Source organism: Haliea alexandrii (assembly GCF_003719295.1).
Lineage (GTDB): Bacteria > Pseudomonadota > Gammaproteobacteria > Pseudomonadales > Halieaceae > Haliea > Haliea alexandrii.
Map to the genome: position 1 here is coordinate 319,190 of NZ_RFLW01000002.1, position 17,390 is coordinate 336,579.

The 17,390-nt window shown below is 63.0% G+C and carries 18 protein-coding genes and 1 other RNA gene; 10 read left to right on the top strand and 9 right to left on the bottom strand.

The annotated features are described in order from the left end of the window. Positions 1 to 11 precede the first annotated feature (11 nt). Both EGJ68_RS09680 and EGJ68_RS09685 read right to left on the bottom strand, forming a co-directional pair. Positions 12 to 1,166, bottom strand: a complete 1,155-nt coding sequence (locus EGJ68_RS09680) for an epoxide hydrolase family protein (RefSeq protein WP_123034349.1) — start codon at positions 1,164 to 1,166, stop codon at positions 12 to 14. A gap of 92 nt (positions 1,167 to 1,258) precedes the next feature. Continuing rightward, entirely contained in the window at positions 1,259 to 2,719 is a 1,461-nt protein-coding gene (locus EGJ68_RS09685; protein ID WP_123034350.1) for an SDR family NAD(P)-dependent oxidoreductase, read from the bottom strand. A gap of 169 nt (positions 2,720 to 2,888) precedes the next feature. Here EGJ68_RS09685 and EGJ68_RS09690 point away from each other — a divergent pair, with 169 nt between their 5' ends. Then, positions 2,889 to 3,359, top strand: a complete 471-nt coding sequence (locus EGJ68_RS09690) for a hypothetical protein (RefSeq protein WP_123034351.1) — start codon at positions 2,889 to 2,891, stop codon at positions 3,357 to 3,359. 2 nt (positions 3,360 to 3,361) lie between these two features. Here the strand turns inward: EGJ68_RS09690 and EGJ68_RS09695 are convergent, their stop codons facing one another. The 7 genes from EGJ68_RS09695 to EGJ68_RS09725 form a co-directional block, all read right to left on the bottom strand. After that, positions 3,362 to 3,700 (bottom strand): hypothetical protein, encoded by a 339-nt coding sequence (locus EGJ68_RS09695; RefSeq protein ID WP_123034352.1) that lies wholly within the window; start codon positions 3,698 to 3,700, stop codon positions 3,362 to 3,364. A gap of 80 nt (positions 3,701 to 3,780) precedes the next feature. After that, on the bottom strand, positions 3,781 to 4,203 hold the full coding sequence (locus EGJ68_RS09700) for a VanZ family protein (RefSeq protein ID WP_123034353.1): 423 nt from the start codon (positions 4,201 to 4,203) through the stop codon (positions 3,781 to 3,783). After that, complete coding sequence (locus EGJ68_RS09705; protein ID WP_123034354.1) at positions 4,196 to 5,425, bottom strand: methyltransferase; 1,230 nt, start codon at positions 5,423 to 5,425, stop codon at positions 4,196 to 4,198. Before EGJ68_RS09705 ends, EGJ68_RS09700 begins: the two co-directional genes overlap by 8 nt. A 7-nt stretch (positions 5,426 to 5,432) precedes the next feature. Next, the gene (locus EGJ68_RS09710; RefSeq protein ID WP_123034355.1) at positions 5,433 to 5,750 is read right to left on the bottom strand and encodes a thioredoxin family protein; all 318 of its coding nucleotides are present in this window, start codon (positions 5,748 to 5,750) and stop codon (positions 5,433 to 5,435) included. A 62-nt stretch (positions 5,751 to 5,812) separates the two neighbouring features. Continuing rightward, a complete protein-coding gene (locus tag EGJ68_RS09715) occupies positions 5,813 to 6,430 on the bottom strand; it encodes a TetR/AcrR family transcriptional regulator (protein ID WP_123034356.1) in 618 nt (205 codons plus the stop codon). Next, positions 6,427 to 9,558 (bottom strand): efflux RND transporter permease subunit, encoded by a 3,132-nt coding sequence (locus EGJ68_RS09720; RefSeq protein WP_123034357.1) that lies wholly within the window; start codon positions 9,556 to 9,558, stop codon positions 6,427 to 6,429. The genes EGJ68_RS09715 and EGJ68_RS09720 overlap by 4 nt, the downstream gene beginning before the upstream one ends. A 2-nt stretch (positions 9,559 to 9,560) precedes the next feature. Next, entirely contained in the window at positions 9,561 to 10,679 is a 1,119-nt protein-coding gene (locus tag EGJ68_RS09725; protein WP_158283597.1) for an efflux RND transporter periplasmic adaptor subunit, read from the bottom strand. 176 nt (positions 10,680 to 10,855) lie between these two features. On the opposite strand from EGJ68_RS09725, the gene ffs reads away from it, so the two are divergent. The 9 genes from ffs (at position 10,856) to EGJ68_RS09770 (ending at position 17,347) form a co-directional block, all read left to right on the top strand. After that, positions 10,856 to 10,952: signal recognition particle sRNA small type (gene ffs, locus EGJ68_RS09730), an RNA gene on the top strand. Between the two features lie 79 nt (positions 10,953 to 11,031). Beyond that, positions 11,032 to 12,684 (top strand): DNA polymerase III subunit gamma/tau, encoded by a 1,653-nt coding sequence (dnaX, locus tag EGJ68_RS09735; protein ID WP_123034359.1) that lies wholly within the window; start codon positions 11,032 to 11,034, stop codon positions 12,682 to 12,684. 10 nt (positions 12,685 to 12,694) lie between these two features. After that, the gene (locus EGJ68_RS09740; RefSeq protein ID WP_027949488.1) at positions 12,695 to 13,015 is read left to right on the top strand and encodes a YbaB/EbfC family nucleoid-associated protein; all 321 of its coding nucleotides are present in this window, start codon (positions 12,695 to 12,697) and stop codon (positions 13,013 to 13,015) included. A gap of 7 nt (positions 13,016 to 13,022) precedes the next feature. Then, positions 13,023 to 13,631 (top strand): recombination mediator RecR, encoded by a 609-nt coding sequence (gene recR / locus EGJ68_RS09745; protein ID WP_027949487.1) that lies wholly within the window; start codon positions 13,023 to 13,025, stop codon positions 13,629 to 13,631. Continuing rightward, on the top strand, positions 13,632 to 14,747 hold the full coding sequence (rnd, locus tag EGJ68_RS09750; RefSeq protein ID WP_123034360.1) for a ribonuclease D: 1,116 nt from the start codon (positions 13,632 to 13,634) through the stop codon (positions 14,745 to 14,747). It abuts the gene before it with no gap. Next, complete coding sequence (locus EGJ68_RS09755) at positions 14,744 to 15,016, top strand: YcgL domain-containing protein (protein ID WP_123034361.1); 273 nt, start codon at positions 14,744 to 14,746, stop codon at positions 15,014 to 15,016. The genes rnd and EGJ68_RS09755 overlap by 4 nt, the downstream gene beginning before the upstream one ends. Further along, positions 15,009 to 15,458 carry a YcgN family cysteine cluster protein gene (locus tag EGJ68_RS09760; RefSeq protein WP_123034362.1) on the top strand — a complete coding sequence of 150 codons (450 nt, stop codon included), beginning with the start codon at positions 15,009 to 15,011 and terminating at the stop codon, positions 15,456 to 15,458. The genes EGJ68_RS09755 and EGJ68_RS09760 overlap by 8 nt, the downstream gene beginning before the upstream one ends. Then, positions 15,455 to 15,808: a hypothetical protein gene (locus EGJ68_RS09765; RefSeq protein ID WP_123034363.1), complete on the top strand. Its 354-nt coding sequence runs from the start codon at positions 15,455 to 15,457 to the stop codon at positions 15,806 to 15,808. The genes EGJ68_RS09760 and EGJ68_RS09765 overlap by 4 nt, the downstream gene beginning before the upstream one ends. Positions 15,809 to 15,823: 15 nt before the next feature. Continuing rightward, positions 15,824 to 17,347 carry a VWA domain-containing protein gene (locus EGJ68_RS09770; RefSeq protein ID WP_123034364.1) on the top strand — a complete coding sequence of 508 codons (1,524 nt, stop codon included), beginning with the start codon at positions 15,824 to 15,826 and terminating at the stop codon, positions 17,345 to 17,347. Positions 17,348 to 17,390 lie beyond the last annotated feature (43 nt).

Genomic DNA, 17,390 nt, shown 5'->3' on the forward strand with positions numbered 1-17,390 from the left:
TTTGTAGTGTGCTAGCGCAGGCTGCGAAAGCAGGTGCGTAACTCATTGACCAGTACGTCAGGTTGCTCCAGCGCGGCGAAATGCCCACCTTGCGACAGCTCGTTCCAGTGAATGAGGTTCTGGAAGCGCTGCTCGGCCCAGCGCCGGCTACTGCGGAAAATCTCTTTGGGGAAGATTGAGCACCCGGTGGGCATGGCAATCGGCTGCATGGAAGGATTGTTGAAGCTCTCCCAATACAGCCGCGCCGAGCTTGCACCGGTGTTGTTCAACCAATAGAGCATCACGTTGTCGAGCAGTTCATCGCGGTTGATGACATGTTCAGGATGCTTGATGCCATCGCGCTCGCAGTCTGTCCACGCGTAGAATTTCTCCACAACCCAGGCCATCTGGCCGACGGGCGAGTCAGCCAGCCCATAACCGAGGGTCTGCGGGCGGGTGGACTGCTGTTTCGAGTATCCGGAGTCCCACTGGGCATAGAAGGTCATCGCTTCCAGTGCCGCCTGCTCATTCGGCTTGAGGTCGTTCATCGTCTCCGGATCGGGCGTCACAATGGGCATGGTGATGTGGATGCCCGCGCAATGGTCGGTCTCCGTCTGCCCAATACTCTGGGTGATCATGCTGCCCCAGTCGCCCCCCTGCGCGATGTAGCGGCTATACCCGAGGCGCGCCATCAGTTCGCCCCACATGCGGCCAATGCGCTCCACGGAGGTGCCAGTGCCAGTCGGTTTACCCGAAAAACCGTAGCCGGGCAGGGAGGGAATTACCACATGGAAGGCATCAGCGGCGCTGCCTCCGTGCGCAACCGGGTCTACCAGCGCGTCGATGATATGGCGAAACTCCAGCACCGAGCCGGGCCAGCCGTGAGATATGATCAGGGGCAAAGCTCCGGCATGCGGCGAGCGGCAGTGCAGGAAGTGGATGTCGATGCCGTCGAGGCGGGTGCGGAACTGTGGCCAGCGGTTCAGCTCCGCCTCACAACGCCGCCAGTCGTACTCGCGCGCCCAGTAGCCTGCCAGTTCCTGCGTGTAGGCCAGTGGTATACCCTGGCTCCAGTCATCGCAGGTTTCTTTTTCCGGCCACCGGGTTGTGCTGAGACGACGCTGCAAATCCTCCAGATCCGCATCGGAAATATCGACAGTGAATGGCAGAACGGCGGTATCGGACATGGCAGGACCCTCAGTTGAGCGCACTACCGTAGCCACAGCTCAGTTGCGATGCAAGCGCTACGGGCGTCAATCCGTGCCGGCGGTATACCCGCTTAACCCGCGGTTGCCGCCTGCTTGCGCGTAGCGCTGCGTCGCTTCGCCGGGGTTTTGCGCGGCTTGGCCGCAGTGACTGACTCCAGGTAGGGTTGCAGGGCTTCGCGTTGCGCAGCATCGCCTTCGGTCTTGCGCAGCAAGTGCGGCGTGCGCGGTTCCCGGTCGAGAAACAGCTCCCCGCTCGCCTTGCCCGCTTCAGTGGCGACCGCGAGCCACACGATGGTGTCGGCACCTTCCTCGGGGCTGCGCAGAATACGCCGTGTGATGCGGTGAAAACCGGGCAGTGCCGACTCCACCCCCGGGGTGTCGGCCCAGCCCGGGTGCATGGCATTGACCACGATACCCTCATCGGCCCAGGCTTCGGCCCACTGTTCGGTCAACACCATGAGGCCCCGTTTGCAGCGGGCGTAGGCTACACTGCCCGAGTAGTTTTCCTCCCGGGCCTGCAGCCAGCGCACCTTCAATGGCTGCGTGTACATGCCCCCGGAGACCACGTTGATCACACGGGCTTGCGGGGCGGCCAGCAACAGGGGCTTCAGCCCTTCAGTAAGGCGGTAGGGTGACAGCAGCAGAAGCGCGAAGCTCTGCTCCAGCCCCTCTGGGGTCAGCGTGCGCTCGTTGAAGAGAGCACCCGCGTTGTTTACCAGAATGTCGATCGGGAGTTCGGTGCGCAGCAGACGCTCCACCAGACGCTGCACCTCGGACATCAGGCTCAAGTCGGCAATTTCCACGGAAATATTGGGGTTGCCGGTTTCCCGCTGCAGCGTGTTGATCAGTTCCTGCGCGCGGGATTCGTTGCGGATGACCAGGGTAAGCGTAGCGCCGCGTTCCGCGAGGGATCGCGCCGTAGCCAGGCCGAGCCCGGAGGTGGCCCCCGTAATGACAGCGTGCTTGTCTCCCATCCACGCGGACATCGGGTTCCAGTGCTTTTTACCCAGCGTGTAGCCGCGCCGGCTGAAACGTGCGACGCCGGGCAGCACCCAGCGGTCTGCGCGTGCGTTACCGGCCGAGATGGTCGGTGCAGGATAGTTGTCCTCCAGCGCTGCCCTCAGCCCCTGCAGGGATTCAAAGCCCATTTTCTCCATGCCCTTGCGCAGCGCGGACACGGTGGGCCCCAGCGGCACGTGGAAGCTGAACGATGCCCGGTAATCGATGTGCGTGCCGGTAGTGGATGTAGAGAAGTGAATGACGTCGGTGACCTCGAACAGACGACACGTGCCGTGCAGCTCAATGGATTTATCCTGCTCCAGGTGCGTGACGGTGTAGAGCAGGTCCACGGACCCGACGGGCATATCACAGGTCACGCGGAATCGGGTGCCTACCTCCACCGGCCCCGCGGACAACTTCTCCGCAGCGCTGGCGGTGGCATCCCACTCCCGGGTGCTGCGAAAGTCTTTCACATAGTCGAATGCTTCGCGCACAGGGCGCGGCACATCGATTTTTTCGTGCAGCTCAATCATGGTGCAAACCTCTGAAAAACGTTAGCCTTTATACGATGTGCTACCGGGTACAGATTGCCGCTTCGGTAATCAGTATAGACGCCGCGTGGCCCCGCGTTTTTAGGCGGTGTCTGCAGAGCGCTCACCGCATTGGGCCGGAAGCTGCCTGGAAAATGGCGAAGGAGTGAGAATGGTCGGTTGCTGCCGGATTTTTGGGGTATTGTGCTGTGCGCTGGCTAGCCTTGCTGTGCAGGCGCAGTACGACATAGACACCCGTTTGCCCACCTGTGACAATTTCGCCTGGTCGCAGGCGGTGCACGACAGCTACCCCGATATCGAGCAGATCTGCCGCGGCATTTACCAGCGAGACGGCGTGTTCTATGCCCAGGCCGAGGTTGAGGTGTTACGGGTCAGTGGTAATCGCATGACCGTGCGCACGGTACATGTTGATGGCAGTGCGGGGCACCAGACAACGGTGCGAGTTGGCCCGCAATGGCGCGCACTGATCGACGGCAAGTCACTGCGGGCCGGCGAGTTGATTGCCGGGCAGCGTCTCACGGTCTACATTCCGCAGCATAGTTTCGAGTTGACCTCCGAGGCGGGGGCGGGGCTTGCAGAGGAAGCGGCACCAGCCTCCGGGGATGGCGCCAGTGCGCAGTAGCGTTATTCGTCCACCCAGATCTGGCGCAACGGTTCACCAAAATCATCGTACACTGTCTTGCGTCGAGGGCGGGCGCGATTGGTTTTTTTCGTCGCGGGTTGCTTTTTCTGTAGTGCTTTGCGGCGCTCTTCGATGGCGGCGACCACCTCCGGAATCAGGGTCCGCTCTGCGCGAGGTTCGGTGAACAGCCGCCGGGTCAGATACAGAGGAGCAGCGAGGGGGTCTTTGCCACTCACGCCGGACGGCACCGACTCCACTTCACCACCCGCCTGCAAAAAGCGCCGGGTCTCACGGTCAAGGTCGGCGCGCAGGTCGGCTTTCTCGGGTAGCTTCTTTACCATGGGCTGTGCCTGCTGCCTCGCGGGTTAGGCATCCAAAACCGTTGAGTATAGCGTTATCCCGTCATTTTCACAGACCTGACTCAAGGGGCTCGAACCGGCAAAATCATCGCGCGCGCCGCCAGCCCCATGCCCGCCAGCGCACCGAGCAGGTCCGCCACGAAGTCGCTGACGCTGCCCGAACGCCCGGGAACCCAGAGTTGCAGCACCTCCGTGGCCCCCGCGAACAGTGCCAGTGCAAGGACGATCTGCACCACCTGAGTGATTCGACCACCCCAGGCGCGCAGGCTCGTGTAACCGCACAGCCCGAACAGGGCCACGTGAACGAGCTTGTCAGACCCGCTGACCTGAGGACCCGGCGTGTCCGCCAAGCCCAGCCAGTCAGCGAGTGCTGCGAGCGCCGACCCCGGCAACAGCAGTAGCGCAGCGGTGATGCCGAGCGCCGCAATGGCCTGCCACTGGGCTGCTTGGTAGCGACCAACGTGCCGCGCCGCAGGCTCACGCATGCTCTGGCCGCCGGGCGTCAATCAGCAGATTACGCGGTGTCAGCTGGTAATCACAGAACGTGCCGAGGCGCACGTCCGCGCCGCTTTCCTGCAGCAGCAGGGCGCGGTCCAGCGCCAGCCAGATCTCCAGCGGGCGTTGAAACACATGCGTGACGAGCTCAATACGCCGCAGTAGTTTGCGTCGCTGCGCGCCCTGTTCAAGCCACTGCTGTTCATTCACGGTATCCGGTGCTGGCAGGTGCTTGAGCGCCGCGGCGTAACGCAAAAAATCGCTGAATGAGCCGCGCAGAACAGCGGTCGGCAGGGATGGCAGAGGCAGGTAACTATCGCTGGCGCGCGCAGTGCGCTGCCACTCGTCAAACGCCAGCCGCCACCACAGCTCCTGTTGCCGCTTGCGACGTGTACCACAACTGCCCGTCACGGTTTCCTGCTGGGTCAGCTGCAGGTCGGTGCGAGTCAGCCGCAGTTCGCTTGCCGCCCCCGGGCGCGAAAGCGGTTGATAGGCATGCTGGGCAATCGCGTCGTAGCAGCAGGGTGAAAGGCTGAGTCGTGCGCACTCGCTGTGTGTCCAGTGCTGCAAGAGCGTGGTGTGCAGGTCGCCACAGGCATGCAGGGCAACAGCGTGCCCTCCACGTGGCAGTAGTGCGCCTGCGTTGGCGCACAGTACGTCCATTTCGCAAAACTCGACCGCCGCCGCCGCCGCCCAGCGCGCCGCCAGTTGCCGTCCGGCGCGGCAGAGCTCGGGATCCCGTTCGATACTCGTGACCCGGCGCCGGTCACTCGTCGCCAGCAGCCGGCCAAGATGCCCCTTGCCGGCGCACCATTCAAGCACCTGCTGGTCGGTGTCGGGCATGCGCGCCGCGAACGCCTTGATCTGTTGCCACTTGCGCCCGGGGATACCTGTATCCAGGCGTGCAGGAACCGCCAGATCGCGGGCCGGTAAACGGGGCAGGGCGCACAGCTCGGCAAGGCGCGTGGCGGCCTCACCCAGCCAGGGTTGCAACCATTGCAGGCGCTCCAGTGGTGCAGCCTCCAGAGTTGCCAGCTGTGCGTCATCCAGGCGCTGCAGCGCTGCAGCGAGTGTGGGATGGGTTGTCGACCAGGGCAGCACACGATAGTGAAACGGTCTCAGCTGCCACAGCTCACGGTGCCGGTACAGCAAGCTATCGAGGGCCTGAAACCGCGGCAGGCAGTCGTTTTCCGGGACGGTGTTTGCGGCCATCAGGAGTTCAGCGTTGCAGCAGTTGAGTCACTTGCAAGGCTGCCGTGGGGCGCACCACGCGTGCGACTTCCTGCCCTGCGCGCAGCAGTATCAGCGTCGGCCACAGTGTCACACCAAAGGAACGTCCAAGCGGGCGCCCCTTGCCGTCTTCAATTTTGAGGTGGGCGAGTGCGGTATGCGCTTGCAGCGCCTCTGCAATGGCGGGTTGCGCGGCCCGGCAATGGCCACACCAGTCGGTTCCAAACTCCAGCAGGAGTTCACCCGGGGTCAGGTCGATAGACGCCCGGCTGGGTGCGTCCGGGGAGTAGGGTCGGGTGTTTTGCATGGTGTCTCGCTGTGAAGGCCTCAAGCCGCGCCACTATACCTCAACATCCGCCCGACGCGCAGTTATTGGCGCTTGCGCAGACCCTCCAGAAAGGTGTGCGTGCTGCTTTCAAGCAATGAAAATACATCGGCTTCAGGCAGGAAGCGCTCCACGTGACCATAGAGGGCAATACCCGCCAGGCCATGTGCCATGGACCAGAGCTTTATGCTCAACTGCAGCACGTTGTCTTCATCCACGGGGTTATGTGTGCACCAGTGCTCTACGGCGGTCATCAACACGTAGAACCCTGCGGCACTGCGCTCATCACTCTTCCTTTCCCGTATTGCGCGGATACCCGCATCGCCCCACATCAGGCCGTAGAACGCACGGTGTTCACAAACAAAGCGGATATAGGCTTTGCCAATGGCGATAATTGCCTCGGCGCTGCCATGCGGTTCGGTTTGCACGACCGCTGCCACTTGCTCACCCAGCGTGAAGAAGGCGAAATCGATTACCGCGTCCAGCAAGGCGGTTTTATCGCTGAAGTGGCGGTAGGGGGCGGCGCTGCTGACACCGGCGCGGCGTGCCGCGTCTACCATGGCGAAGTCCGCGCCGCCGCGCTCCTCAATCAGCTCGGCAGCAGCGAGAATGAGGGCGTTACGCAAGTCGCCGTGGTGATAGGCCGGGGAACGCGTGCTCATGGTTGTGCATCCAGCGCAGTTGCGGGTAGCGGCTGTGGCATCGTATGCGTGCCACCGTGCTTGAACAGCACGAAGAGTTGGGGCACAAGGAAGAACGACACAACGGTGGATAACAGCACGCCACCCGCAATGGACATGGCGAAAGGCGGCCAGAACTGGCTACCTTCGAGTATCAACGGCAGGAAGCCACCGAAGGTGGTTACCGTGGTTGAAACAATGTGGCGGCTGGAGTCCATGACCACCCGGCGCACCGCATAGCGGCCACCGGTCATGGCGCCGCTGTCTTCCTGCAGGGCCGTCATGATGATGATGGCGGCGTTGATCGATACGCCAATCGAACCGATCACGCCAATCAGCGCCTGAATACCAAAGGGATATTTGAAGATGGCCAGTGACAGCAGGCTGAGCCCGATGGAGCAGACGCAGACGATACCAGCGACGGCGGAAAGCCGCCACGAGTTGAATGTGAGGACAATGGTGGCAATCAGCAGCGCGAGAATCATGCCCATTGGCGCCATGATGTCGTGTACAACTTCGGTACGTTCGTCGCTGTCTCCACCGAATCCATACCGGTAGCCTTCCGGCATTGCGATGGGATTGGCGAGCAGATCGTCACGCAGTTGGCTGAGCGCCTCCTCCGGTAACACGCCCCGTGTGAGGTAGGCCTGGACGGTGTTGGTACGTTCGCCGCGCGTGCGGCTGATCGGGCTGCGGGCTGGCTCCAGCGCGAATTCTCCGAGGCTGTGCAGCGCAACACCCGGCATACCGGTGCTCTCCTGCAGGCCCGCCAGCGGCAAGTGCAGATTGCCGATATCTCCCGGGCTGCTCCAGCGCTCCTCCTGCAAGCGAGCGACCACGGGTAGCCGTTCCGTGCCTTCCAGCACCTCGCCGCCGCTGATGCCCTGCAGCGCCGCCTGCAGTGCCGCTGCCACATCGCGCTGGCTTACACCCGACAGCTGCAGCCGCATGTCGTTGGCATGAAACACCCATTTTGGCGCGCCAGCGGCCAGGCTGGTATTGGTGTGCGTCACATCCGCCAGCTGTTCCATGCGCAGGCGAAAGGCTTCACCCAGTTCGCGCAGCACATCAAGATTGTCACCATAGATTTCCACTTCCAGCGGGGCCATCACCGGCGGCCCCTGGTCGATACCGCGCACGATGATGCGCGCCGCGGGGTAGTCCCGGTCCACGGCGCGCTGCAGGCGCCGGATCAGGGCGTCGGTAGCACGTGGGTCGGTGGTCAGCACCAGTGCTTCGGCCCAGCTGGGCATGGCCTCCCGGGTGCGGAACATGTTGTAGTAGAAGGGCGGTGTGCTCTCGCCAATGGTCCAGTCAACCCTGCGCACCAGGGGTTCTGCACGCAGGTCTTCATCCAGCCGCTTGACCAGCGCAGTGGTGTCGTCAATGGAACGGCCATCTGGCAGCTTCACCTGCAGGTACATCTGGTCGCGGTCGGTGCCGGGAAAGAATTGCGCCGTGAGCGTGGGGAAGGTGAGAAAACCCGTCACCGGCAACACCAGGGCCAGGGCCACGGAGCTGGCCGGGTTGCGCAGCGACCAGTCCAATGCGCGAACCAGGAGAGTGCCGGGGCGGCCGCTGGCAATACCCATTTCCCACCAGCGGCCGCTGCGCGTCAGTCCACGCGGCAATAACCAGGCGGCGAGCACAGGCGTGACAATCAATGCCAGCAGCAGCGAACCGGTCAGCATGACCACCACGGCGATGGCGATGGACCCCATGAAGTCCCCCGAAGGGCCGGGCAGAATCACCATGGGCATGAATGCCAGTACGGTGGTGACCGTTGAAGAGAGCAGGGGAACGCGCAACCGTGACACCGCGCCGGTGATGGAGGAAAGCGGGCTGTCGCCATGGTCGATCAGGCGCTTGCGGATTTCGTCAGTCATGACGATGGAGCCGTCCACCAGCAACCCGAGCGCTACCACCAGGCCGGTAACCGACATCTGGTGGATCGCAATGCCGGCGTGATAGAGCACGGTGACGGAAAACAAGGTACACAGGGGCAGGATGCAGGCAACCACCACCGCAGCGCGCCAGCCCATAGTGAACAGCAACACCAGCAGTACCAGCAATACGCCGAGCGCGAGATTGGCAACAACGCTGCGCAAGCGCTCCTCGGTATACACGCTTTGATCGTAGCTGATCTCGATACTGATGCCATCGGGCGCCAGTGTATTGTAGGTGGCCACAAAATTGGTGAAATCGGTGGCCCAGCGGTCGACCTGCAGGCCGTCTTTCATCGCCACGCCAATCAGGATACCTTCCGCGCCCTGCACCAGAACCCGCGCGGCAGGCGGGGTGGAGCGCGCGCGGTACACATCGGCAATGTCGCCTACCCGTATCGCGCCTCCATCCGCCGTAGCGCGCAGTAAAACATCGCGTACGCGCGCCGTGGTGTCGAACTCGCCACCCACTTCAATCAGCAGGTCGTTGCCACTGCCGGTACTGCGCCCTGCTGCAGCGCGCGGGTCTGCGCCCTGCAGCGCCGCCGCAACATCAGCGGCACTCAGGCCGCGGCTGGCGAGGGCGACTTCGTCGATGGCCACGCGGATTTCCTCGCTCGGTTCACCGAACAGGTCCACGCGCTCCGTGCCGCTGAAATTGCGCGCAGCATCGGCAAAATCCAGCGCGATGCGGTGTACCAGTGACAGCGGCGCCGTGTTGCCGTCCCTGGCCCGCAAGGCGACCAGCATGGTGTAGGACTTCAGCCGGTCATCATCAAACAGCGGCGCGCTCGCCCCCGTCGGGAACTGGGCGGCGGCATCGCCGAGTGCGTCGCGAATCTCCGACCAGCTGCGTTCGATGTCTGCATCGGAAAGGCTCTCTACCAAGGATATGGTGAGGCTGGAGACGCCGGTACCAGAGACCGAATTCAGCTCGTCGATTTCCGCGATCTGCCGCAGTTCGTCTTCCAGGGGACGTGTGATGATCGCCTCCACCCGCGCTGGGTCGGCGCCGGGATAGAAGGTTGTCACGTGCGCCACAAAGTTGGTAATGGTGGGATCTTCCTGCCGTGCAATGGAACGCAGGCTGGCTATACCGACGGCCAGCACCACCATAACCAGCAGAATGAAGTAGCGGGTATTGCCGTAGAGCAGACGCGCAAGCATGTTCAGTACTCCACAGGTTGCACGGTTGTCCCTGCGGCAATGCGGTGTATGCCGTCGGCGACAACGCTGTGTCCTGCCTGCAGACTACCCCGCACAAACGCCTGATCAGCGTTCACGGCGAGCACCTCGACAGCCTCGCGCAGGGCGACATGGCGACCATCGTGCTGTTCTTCGATACGCAACACTGTCCATGCGCCACGCTCGCCTTCAAGCAGAGCACTGACAGGCACCCAGCCACCTCGTGCCTGTACACTGCGATGGAGCGTCACGCTGACCACTTCACCATCGAGTACTTCAGTGACGGGTGCCAGCTGAAAGACCGCGATTGCGGTGTGGGTACGGGTATCCACATCCCGGCGCAGGGCCGTCAGGGTGGCTTCGATGGCGCCGGTACGCAGTTGCAGCGTGTAACGTGCCCCCGCCTCGAGATCACTGAGTCGCGCAGCGGGAATGCCGATGCGCGCTTCCAGCGCATCCACCGAGACCAGCTGCATGACCGGCTCACCCGCCTGCAATACCGTCCCCGGATCCAGATGGCGCGTGGCGACAACCCCGTCATAGGGCGCTCTCAGCGCTGATTTTTCCAGGTCGATGTCCAGGGTTTCCAGCCTCGCCAGCACCGCGCCTTTGCGGTTGTCCAGCGCATCCGCCGTCAAACGGGCCTCATCGTAGTCCTGGGCTGAAACGGCGCCGGTTTTACGCAAACGCTCGCTGCGCTCGAGGCGCAGGCGCGCCAATTGCAGCTCGGCGTCCACACTCGCCAGGTCCGCACTGGCCATGTTTTTCTGTGCCTGCAGCTGGCGGGTGTCGAGTTGCCCGAGAATCTGTCCGGCGGTCACGGCGCTGCCTTCCTCCACCGTGAGCTCCAGTAGCAGGCCCGGCACTTCAAAAGCGAGCTGGGCGCGCGCCGTGGCCTGCACGACTCCGGAGAGCTGTATGGCTTCGGTGTAGCTGTTCTCCTCGACAAAAGGCAACACCGCAACGGGCAGGGGGGCGGGTGTTGGCTGCTCCTCCGAGCCGGCGCGCAGGGTGATGGTAACCGTCAGTAGCGCGGTAGCCAGCAGCGCGGCCATAAGGCTGAGCAGAAACGTGACGTAGCGACGTGGAAGCAAAACCGGCATGGGTTGCAGCTCGAATGTTAATGGCAGTAACATTTAATGTTAGAGCATTTAACATCGAATTGAAAGCGCTCTGTGTAATCCGCCCAGGCGACAGCGCTGGCAGTGCCCTGTCCTTGGGCGCACGCAAGTGGTTGCAGCCGGGGTGCGATTCAAGGAGAATGCCGCCCCGGTGACCCGGGTGGTCCCCTCGCAACGCCAGGTAGCGAACCCCGCCAGGCCCGGAAGGGAGCAACGGTAGTTACTGATGCGTGTGCCGGGGTGTGGCTGCCCGGGTTGCCTCTTTCCTGAATTGCCTGTGCCCCTTCCCCGGGGGTGGTGTATCCTTGGCGCTTTTCGGCAAGGCCAGTCTGACATGTCTTATCAGGTACTCGCCCGCAAGTGGCGGCCCCGTCGTTTCAGCGAAATGGTGGGCCAGGAACACGTATTGCAAGCGCTGGTAAACGCGCTGGACCACGACCGTCTGCATCACGCGTACCTCTTCACCGGCACGCGCGGCGTAGGCAAGACCACAATCGCGCGCATTCTCGCCAAAAGTCTGAACTGTGAAGCCGGTGTCAGTTCTGAACCCTGCGGCAGCTGCAGTTCCTGTGTGGAAATTGCCGAGGGGCGCAGTGTGGACCTGCTCGAGGTGGACGCCGCTTCGCGCACGAAGGTCGAGGATACGCGGGAACTGCTGGAGAACGTGCAGTACGCCCCCACGCGCTCGCGCTACAAGGTCTATCTGATCGACGAAGTCCACATGCTGTCAAACAGCAGCTTCAATGCGCTGCTGAAAACGCTCGAAGAGCCGCCGCCGCACGTCAAGTTCCTGCTCGCCACAACCGATCCCCAGAAGCTCCCGGCTACCGTGTTGTCGCGCTGCCTGCAATTCAACCTGAAAAACATGGTGCCAGAGCAGATCGCGGCGCACCTGGCGGCGGTGCTGGATACCGAGATGATCCGCTACGAAGAACCGGCCCTGTGGCTGCTGGGGCGCTCTGCTGATGGCAGCATGCGCGACGCCTTGAGCCTCACCGATCAAGCCATTGCATTCGGTGCCGGTGGCATCACCGAGGCGGGTGTGCGCAGCATGCTGGGCACGGTGGATATGACCTTCGTGTATGCCGTGCTGGAGGCCGTGGCGGCGGGCGACGCAGCGGCTGCACTCGCCGCGGTCGCGCACATGGCGGAACATGCACCGGATTTCGACTCCGCACTGGCGGAACTGTTGGGTCTTCTGCACCGGGTTGCGGTTGCCCAGATGCTGCCCGATCACGCCGATACCAGCCGCGGTGATGCAGAGCGTGTTGTGAGTCTTGCCGCGGCGCTGACCGCGGAAGATGCGCAGCTTTTCTACCAGATGGCGCTCAATGGCAAGCGCGACCTGCCGCATGCCGCGGACCCGCGCAGCGGATTCGAGATGACCGTACTGCGCATGCTGGCCTTCCGTCCGGCGCTGCTGCCCGACGACGGAAGCCTGCCCTCGTTGGACGGTGAACCCTCTGCCTCGGGGCCTGAGACGGGTGGCGCCAACGCCGGTGCCGCGCAGCCGGAAACGCCGCTACCCGCACCCGTCGTACCGCAGCCGCCAGCGCCTGTCGCCAGCATGCAACTGGATCGTTCCAGCTCGCCGGCACTGACTACCAGCGCCGAATGGCCCGATTTGCTGGCGCGGTTGGGTCTGGCTGGCATGGTGCTGAGTATTGCCTCGCATTGCGCGCTGGAACAGCAGCAAGGCAGTGAGTTCCGCTTCGTGCTGGACGACAATCAACTGGGGCTTTTCAACCCCGGACATGCCGAGCGTATCCGCCTGGCTTTACAGAACTACTTCGACACCCCGGTGTCAGTTTCCATAGAGCCCGGCCGCCCCACCGGGGAGACCCCCGCCATGCGTCTGGCCCGCGAACGGGAAGAGCGCCAGCGCGAGGCCGAGGCTGCTATTGAGAGTGACGTTCGCGTACAGCAACTCATTCAGCGTTTCGATGGTGAACTGGATCGGGGTTCCATAACGCCCCTGGATTCGTGAGGAAAAACAGATGAAAGGTATTAACGACCTGATGCAACAGGCGCAGAAAATGCAGGCCGACATGCAGAAGGCGCAGGAAGAACTGGCACAAAAAGAGGTTACCGGTGAAGCGGGAGCTGGCCTGGTGCGCGTGACCATGACGGGTCGCCACGACGTCAAGCAGGTACGCATTGATGACAGCGTGCTCAGCGAGTCGCGAGAGGTGCTAGAAGACCTCTTGGCTGCGGCGGTGAACGACGCCGTGCGCCGGGTAGAGGCACAGAATCGCGAATCCATGGCGGGCCTGGCCTCGGGCATGAACCTTCCCCCGGGCTTCAAGCTGCCGTTTTGAGGACACCATGAAATTCAGCCCCGCCCTCGGGCAATTGATAGATGCGCTGCGGTGCTTGCCGGGCGTCGGTCCCAAGTCTGCCCAGCGCATGTCCATGCACCTGCTTGAGCGCGATCGGGCGGGAGCGCTGGCACTGGCCGAGGCCTTGCGCGTCGCCATGGATCGCATCGACCACTGCACGCAGTGCCGGAATTTCAGCGAGCTCGACGTGTGCGAAATCTGCGTTGACCCGCGCCGCGACCGGCAGACTATTTGCGTGCTGGAAACGCCCGCGGATGTGCTCGCGGTTGAGCAGAGTGGCAGCTACCGGGGCCTGTACTTTGTGCTGATGGGGCATCTTTCCCCGATAGACGGCATTGGTCCGGCCGAAATCGGTCTGGACAAGTTTCAGGCGCGTGTGATCGACGAGGGAATCACCGAGGTCATCCTGGCGACCAACCCCACCGTGGAAGGGGAGGCGACGGCCTATTATTTATCGGACATGCTGCTGCCACGCGGTATTCGCGTGTCGCGAATTGCCCACGGTGTGCCGCTGGGTGGCGAACTGGAATATGTTGATGGCAATACACTTGCGCACGCCTTTACCGGCCGCCGCCAACTCAGTGGAGGCGCCTGAATGCAGTGGCATTTGATCAAGTCTGACAGCGCGCTAGAGACAATGCTTGAGCGTTTTGCAGGCGCACCTGCCGTGGCGGTCGATACGGAATTCATGCGCCGCAACACCTTTTTCCCCGAGGTGGCCCTGGTGCAACTCTGTTTCGGCGATGAAGCCTGGCTGGTCGATCCACTGCAGTTGAGTAATCTGCAACCGCTGCGCCGGCTGATGCAGGACCCGAACACGGTGAAGGTATTGCACTCGCCCAGCGAAGACCTGGAGGTGTTCGATCGCTGGCTGGGCGTGCTCCCCGAACCGCTGTTTGACACCCAGCGCGCCGCGGCGCTGCTGAACATGGGTTTTGGTATTGGTTACCGCGCGCTGGTCCTCGCCTGCGAGGGGGTTGATATACCGAAGGATGAAACCCGTTCGGACTGGCTGCAACGCCCGTTGAGCGCGGCACAGTGCGAGTATGCGGCGCAGGATGTGGCGCACCTGCTGCCCGTGTGGCAACGCCTCGCTGCCGACTGTGCGGCACAGGGCAAGCTGGACTGGCTGCTGGCGGACGGGGCGGATGTGCTGGCGGCTTACCGCGCACCGCCAGGCAGTGGCGTGGCGCGCATCAAATCGGCCTGGAAACTGGACCGCCGTGCCACCGCCAGGTTGATAGCGCTTTGTGCCTGGCGCGAAACGGCAGCGCGCGAGCGCAACAAACCCCGCGGTTGGGTGATTGATGATGCCGCCTGTTTCGGGATCGCCGAGGCCGACCCGCAGTCTATGACGGCTCTGGAAAAGCTTGGGCTGCTCAGTGGCGGCTCACTGCGTCGCGACGGCAATGCCTTGCTGGAATTACTGGCCACGCAGCGCGACTGTCCCGAGGACCAACTACCCGGGCGACTGCCGCAACCACTGGATCCGGCGGGGCGTAAACTGTTGCAGGCACTGAAGCACCGCGCGCGTGAGATCGCCAGTGAACTCAATGCCGCCCCCGAGGCACTGCTCGCAGCGCGCGACTATGAACTCCTGCTGCGGCAGCAGCGCGGCGAGGTGCAGGAGAGCCCGATAAATTGGTCGGGCTGGCGTGCCGAGAAAGTCATTGCTCCGTTGCGCAAGCTGCTTGAGGAGAAGGGACTGTGACCCGTATTTGCCAGGTGTTTCGCAGTCCGTTGAAAGCGGAAATGTACCTCTACGTGGACAAGGCAGAGGGGTGTGCCCGTGTGCCCGAACCCCTGCTGGCGCGCTTCGGCGACCCACAACCGGTGCTTGTTCTGGCCCTGTCGGAAGGCCGGAAGCTGGCGCGGGTCGCAGCGGCGGAGGTGTTGGCCGCAATCGAGGCGCAGGGTTTTTTCCTGCAAATGCCGCCGGCGGATGCTGTCTTGAAGCAGCGGGAGAACGCCCGTGACTGACTGGTGGGAGCAACCACTGGACACACTGACGCCGAGCCAGTGGGAAGCGCTCTGCGACGGCTGTGCCCGCTGTTGCCTGCACAAGCTCGAGGACGCCGACAATGGCGAAGTGTTCTACACCCGTGTCAGCTGTCGCTATCTGCACAGCGAGAGCTGTCGGTGCCGCGAATACACGCAACGCAGCCGTCTAGTCGCCGACTGTATTACCCTGCAGCCAGACAATATTGCCGAGGCGCTGGCCTGGTTGCCCGCCACCTGTGCCTATCGCTTGCGTGCCTGTGGCGAGCCGCTGTATCTCTGGCATCCGTTGCTGTCTGGCGATGCCGACTCCGTACACAGGGCGGGTATTTCCGTGCGTGGACGTGTAGTCTCTGAGGATCACGTGCACCCGGATAGCCATGAAGAACATATTGTGCGGTGGGTGCAGGAGGAACCGCGATGACCGGGCAGTCGGATTATCTCGTAGCTACGCTGGTCTACCTCGGCGCGGCGCTGTGTGCGCTGGGCGCGCTGTTCTGGTGGCTGCGGCGCCGCTGGAGCCCGCTCTGGCGTTGGCTCCTGCTGCTGGCAGGGGCAGCGCTGTTAATGACACCAGCCTACCCTTACGAAGGCGTCAACACGTTTGCACCCGCGCTTGTTGTCGCCGCATTCCAGATGCTGACAGAGGGGCCAGAGGCCGCCGCCCACGCGGTTAGACCGCTGGTGGCTGCCCTGGGGCTTGCGTTGTTACTGACTCTGTTACTGTATTTCACCGTGTTGCGCCGCGCACGGCATGCACCTGGCGATCACTGATCCGGAGGAGCTGTTATGTCCGTTCTGCAAAGACCAACTGGATTCATCTCACGTTTTGTCCTGCTCTGTGCGCTACTGCTCAGTGCCTCGTCACACCTGCAGGCGCAAACCCCGTTGGGCCCACAACCGGACCTGCGCCTGTTGATCGATATCTCGGGCAGTATGAAAGAGTCCGACCCGGACAACCTGCGTGGGCCCGCACTGGAATTGATCGTCCGCCTTTTGCCCGACGGTGCGCGCGCCGGGGTATGGATTTTCGGTGAGAACGTACAGCAAATTGTTCCTCATCAGGTTGTCGATGCGCAATGGCGAGAGCGCGCACTGGATGCTGTGGCTCGTATCGATAACTCAGGCCAGCGCACCAATATTCCGGCGGCGCTGGCAGCGGCCACCTATGATCTCGGCAGCATGGATCCGACCTACCGCACCAGCGTGGTGTTGTTGACGGACGGCAAGGTGGATCTTTCGGCTTCGCCCATGGCGAACGCCACTGCAGCGCGCGACCTGTTGGCGAATACTGCACCTGAGCTGGGCGCAACTGGTATTCCGGTACACACCATTGCACTGTCGGAAGAGGCGGACTGGACCTTCTTGCGCGCGCTCGCCAACAGCACGGCAGGGCTTGCAGAAAAGGCGCGCACCGCAGCCCAGCTGACCGAAATCTTCGTGCAGTCGCTGGAAATGGTCGCACCGACGGCGCGTGTGCCGATCGTGGGCAATATTTTCCTCATTGACGACACAGTAGACGAGTTCACGGCACTGGTTTTTCTGCAGGAGGCCGGCGCCGAAGTGACGCTTACCAGTCCCGCCGGCAGCGTTTATAGCCCGGAGCAGCGTGCTGATGGCGTCGACTGGTTCGAGAGCAGCCAGTTCGCGCTGGTAACGGTCACATCCCCGGAACGTGGTGCCTGGACACTGGCCGCCCCGGATGGCGCACGCAGCCGGGTGTCAGTGATCTCCGACCTGAAGCTGGAAGTCGACCCGCTACCCAACAGCCTGCCGGCAGGACGGGTGACTGAACTGGGTATCCGCCTGCGCGATGCCGAGGGAGTTATCTCCCAGCCCGAGTTGTTGCAGCTGTTCACGCTGGCCGTGCAGGTTACCGGCCCGGACGGATACAGCGAGTCGATTGACGTCAGCGGCCGCTATCCGGTTCCCGCGACCGGTGAATACCGTGTCAGCGTTCCCGCATTCGAGCGGGGTGGCCGCTATCAGGTGCTGGTACAGCTGCGTGGCGAAACGCTTGAGCGCGAGCTGCCCCTGTACGTGGAGGTCATCGCCGAGGAAGCGGCGCCCGCGATCAGTACGCGCCCCGCCGAGGTCTCCGAACAGGACCTGCAACGCCCGGCGGTGACGCTCATCGCGCTGTTACTGCTGGCGCTGGCCGTGGCGTTCTGGGTGTATCGGCGCCGCCGCAAGCGCAAAATGGCGATCTGGCAGCGGCGCTTCGACGCCTCGCGCGGTGGCTCGGAGGACACGGTGGTGTCCGGGCTCAGCGCGACAGACCCGGATAGCGGTGACAATGAGAAAGCCCCTTGATTAGCCGCGCAGTGCTCGCTACCCTTTGCGGCTTTCTTTTTCA

Excerpts from the sequence above, each read along its gene's own strand:
- EGJ68_RS09680 (WP_123034349.1), bottom strand. The coding sequence starts at position 1,166 with ATGTCCGATACCGCCGTTCTGCCATTCACTGTCGATATTTCCGATGCG.
- EGJ68_RS09685 (WP_123034350.1), bottom strand. The coding sequence starts at position 2,719 with ATGATTGAGCTGCACGAAAAAATCGATGTGCCGCGCCCTGTGCGCGAA.
- EGJ68_RS09690 (WP_123034351.1), top strand. The coding sequence starts at position 2,889 with ATGGTCGGTTGCTGCCGGATTTTTGGGGTATTGTGCTGTGCGCTGGCT.
- EGJ68_RS09695 (WP_123034352.1), bottom strand. The coding sequence starts at position 3,700 with ATGGTAAAGAAGCTACCCGAGAAAGCCGACCTGCGCGCCGACCTTGAC.
- EGJ68_RS09700 (WP_123034353.1), bottom strand. The coding sequence starts at position 4,203 with ATGCGTGAGCCTGCGGCGCGGCACGTTGGTCGCTACCAAGCAGCCCAG.
- EGJ68_RS09705 (WP_123034354.1), bottom strand. The coding sequence starts at position 5,425 with ATGGCCGCAAACACCGTCCCGGAAAACGACTGCCTGCCGCGGTTTCAG.
- EGJ68_RS09710 (WP_123034355.1), bottom strand. The coding sequence starts at position 5,750 with ATGCAAAACACCCGACCCTACTCCCCGGACGCACCCAGCCGGGCGTCT.
- EGJ68_RS09715 (WP_123034356.1), bottom strand. The coding sequence starts at position 6,430 with ATGAGCACGCGTTCCCCGGCCTATCACCACGGCGACTTGCGTAACGCC.
- EGJ68_RS09720 (WP_123034357.1), bottom strand. The coding sequence starts at position 9,558 with ATGCTTGCGCGTCTGCTCTACGGCAATACCCGCTACTTCATTCTGCTG.
- EGJ68_RS09725 (WP_158283597.1), bottom strand. The coding sequence starts at position 10,679 with ATGCCGGTTTTGCTTCCACGTCGCTACGTCACGTTTCTGCTCAGCCTT.
- dnaX (WP_123034359.1), top strand. The coding sequence starts at position 11,032 with ATGTCTTATCAGGTACTCGCCCGCAAGTGGCGGCCCCGTCGTTTCAGC.
- EGJ68_RS09740 (WP_027949488.1), top strand. The coding sequence starts at position 12,695 with ATGAAAGGTATTAACGACCTGATGCAACAGGCGCAGAAAATGCAGGCC.
- recR (WP_027949487.1), top strand. The coding sequence starts at position 13,023 with ATGAAATTCAGCCCCGCCCTCGGGCAATTGATAGATGCGCTGCGGTGC.
- rnd (WP_123034360.1), top strand. The coding sequence starts at position 13,632 with ATGCAGTGGCATTTGATCAAGTCTGACAGCGCGCTAGAGACAATGCTT.
- EGJ68_RS09765 (WP_123034363.1), top strand. The coding sequence starts at position 15,455 with ATGACCGGGCAGTCGGATTATCTCGTAGCTACGCTGGTCTACCTCGGC.
- EGJ68_RS09770 (WP_123034364.1), top strand. The coding sequence starts at position 15,824 with ATGTCCGTTCTGCAAAGACCAACTGGATTCATCTCACGTTTTGTCCTG.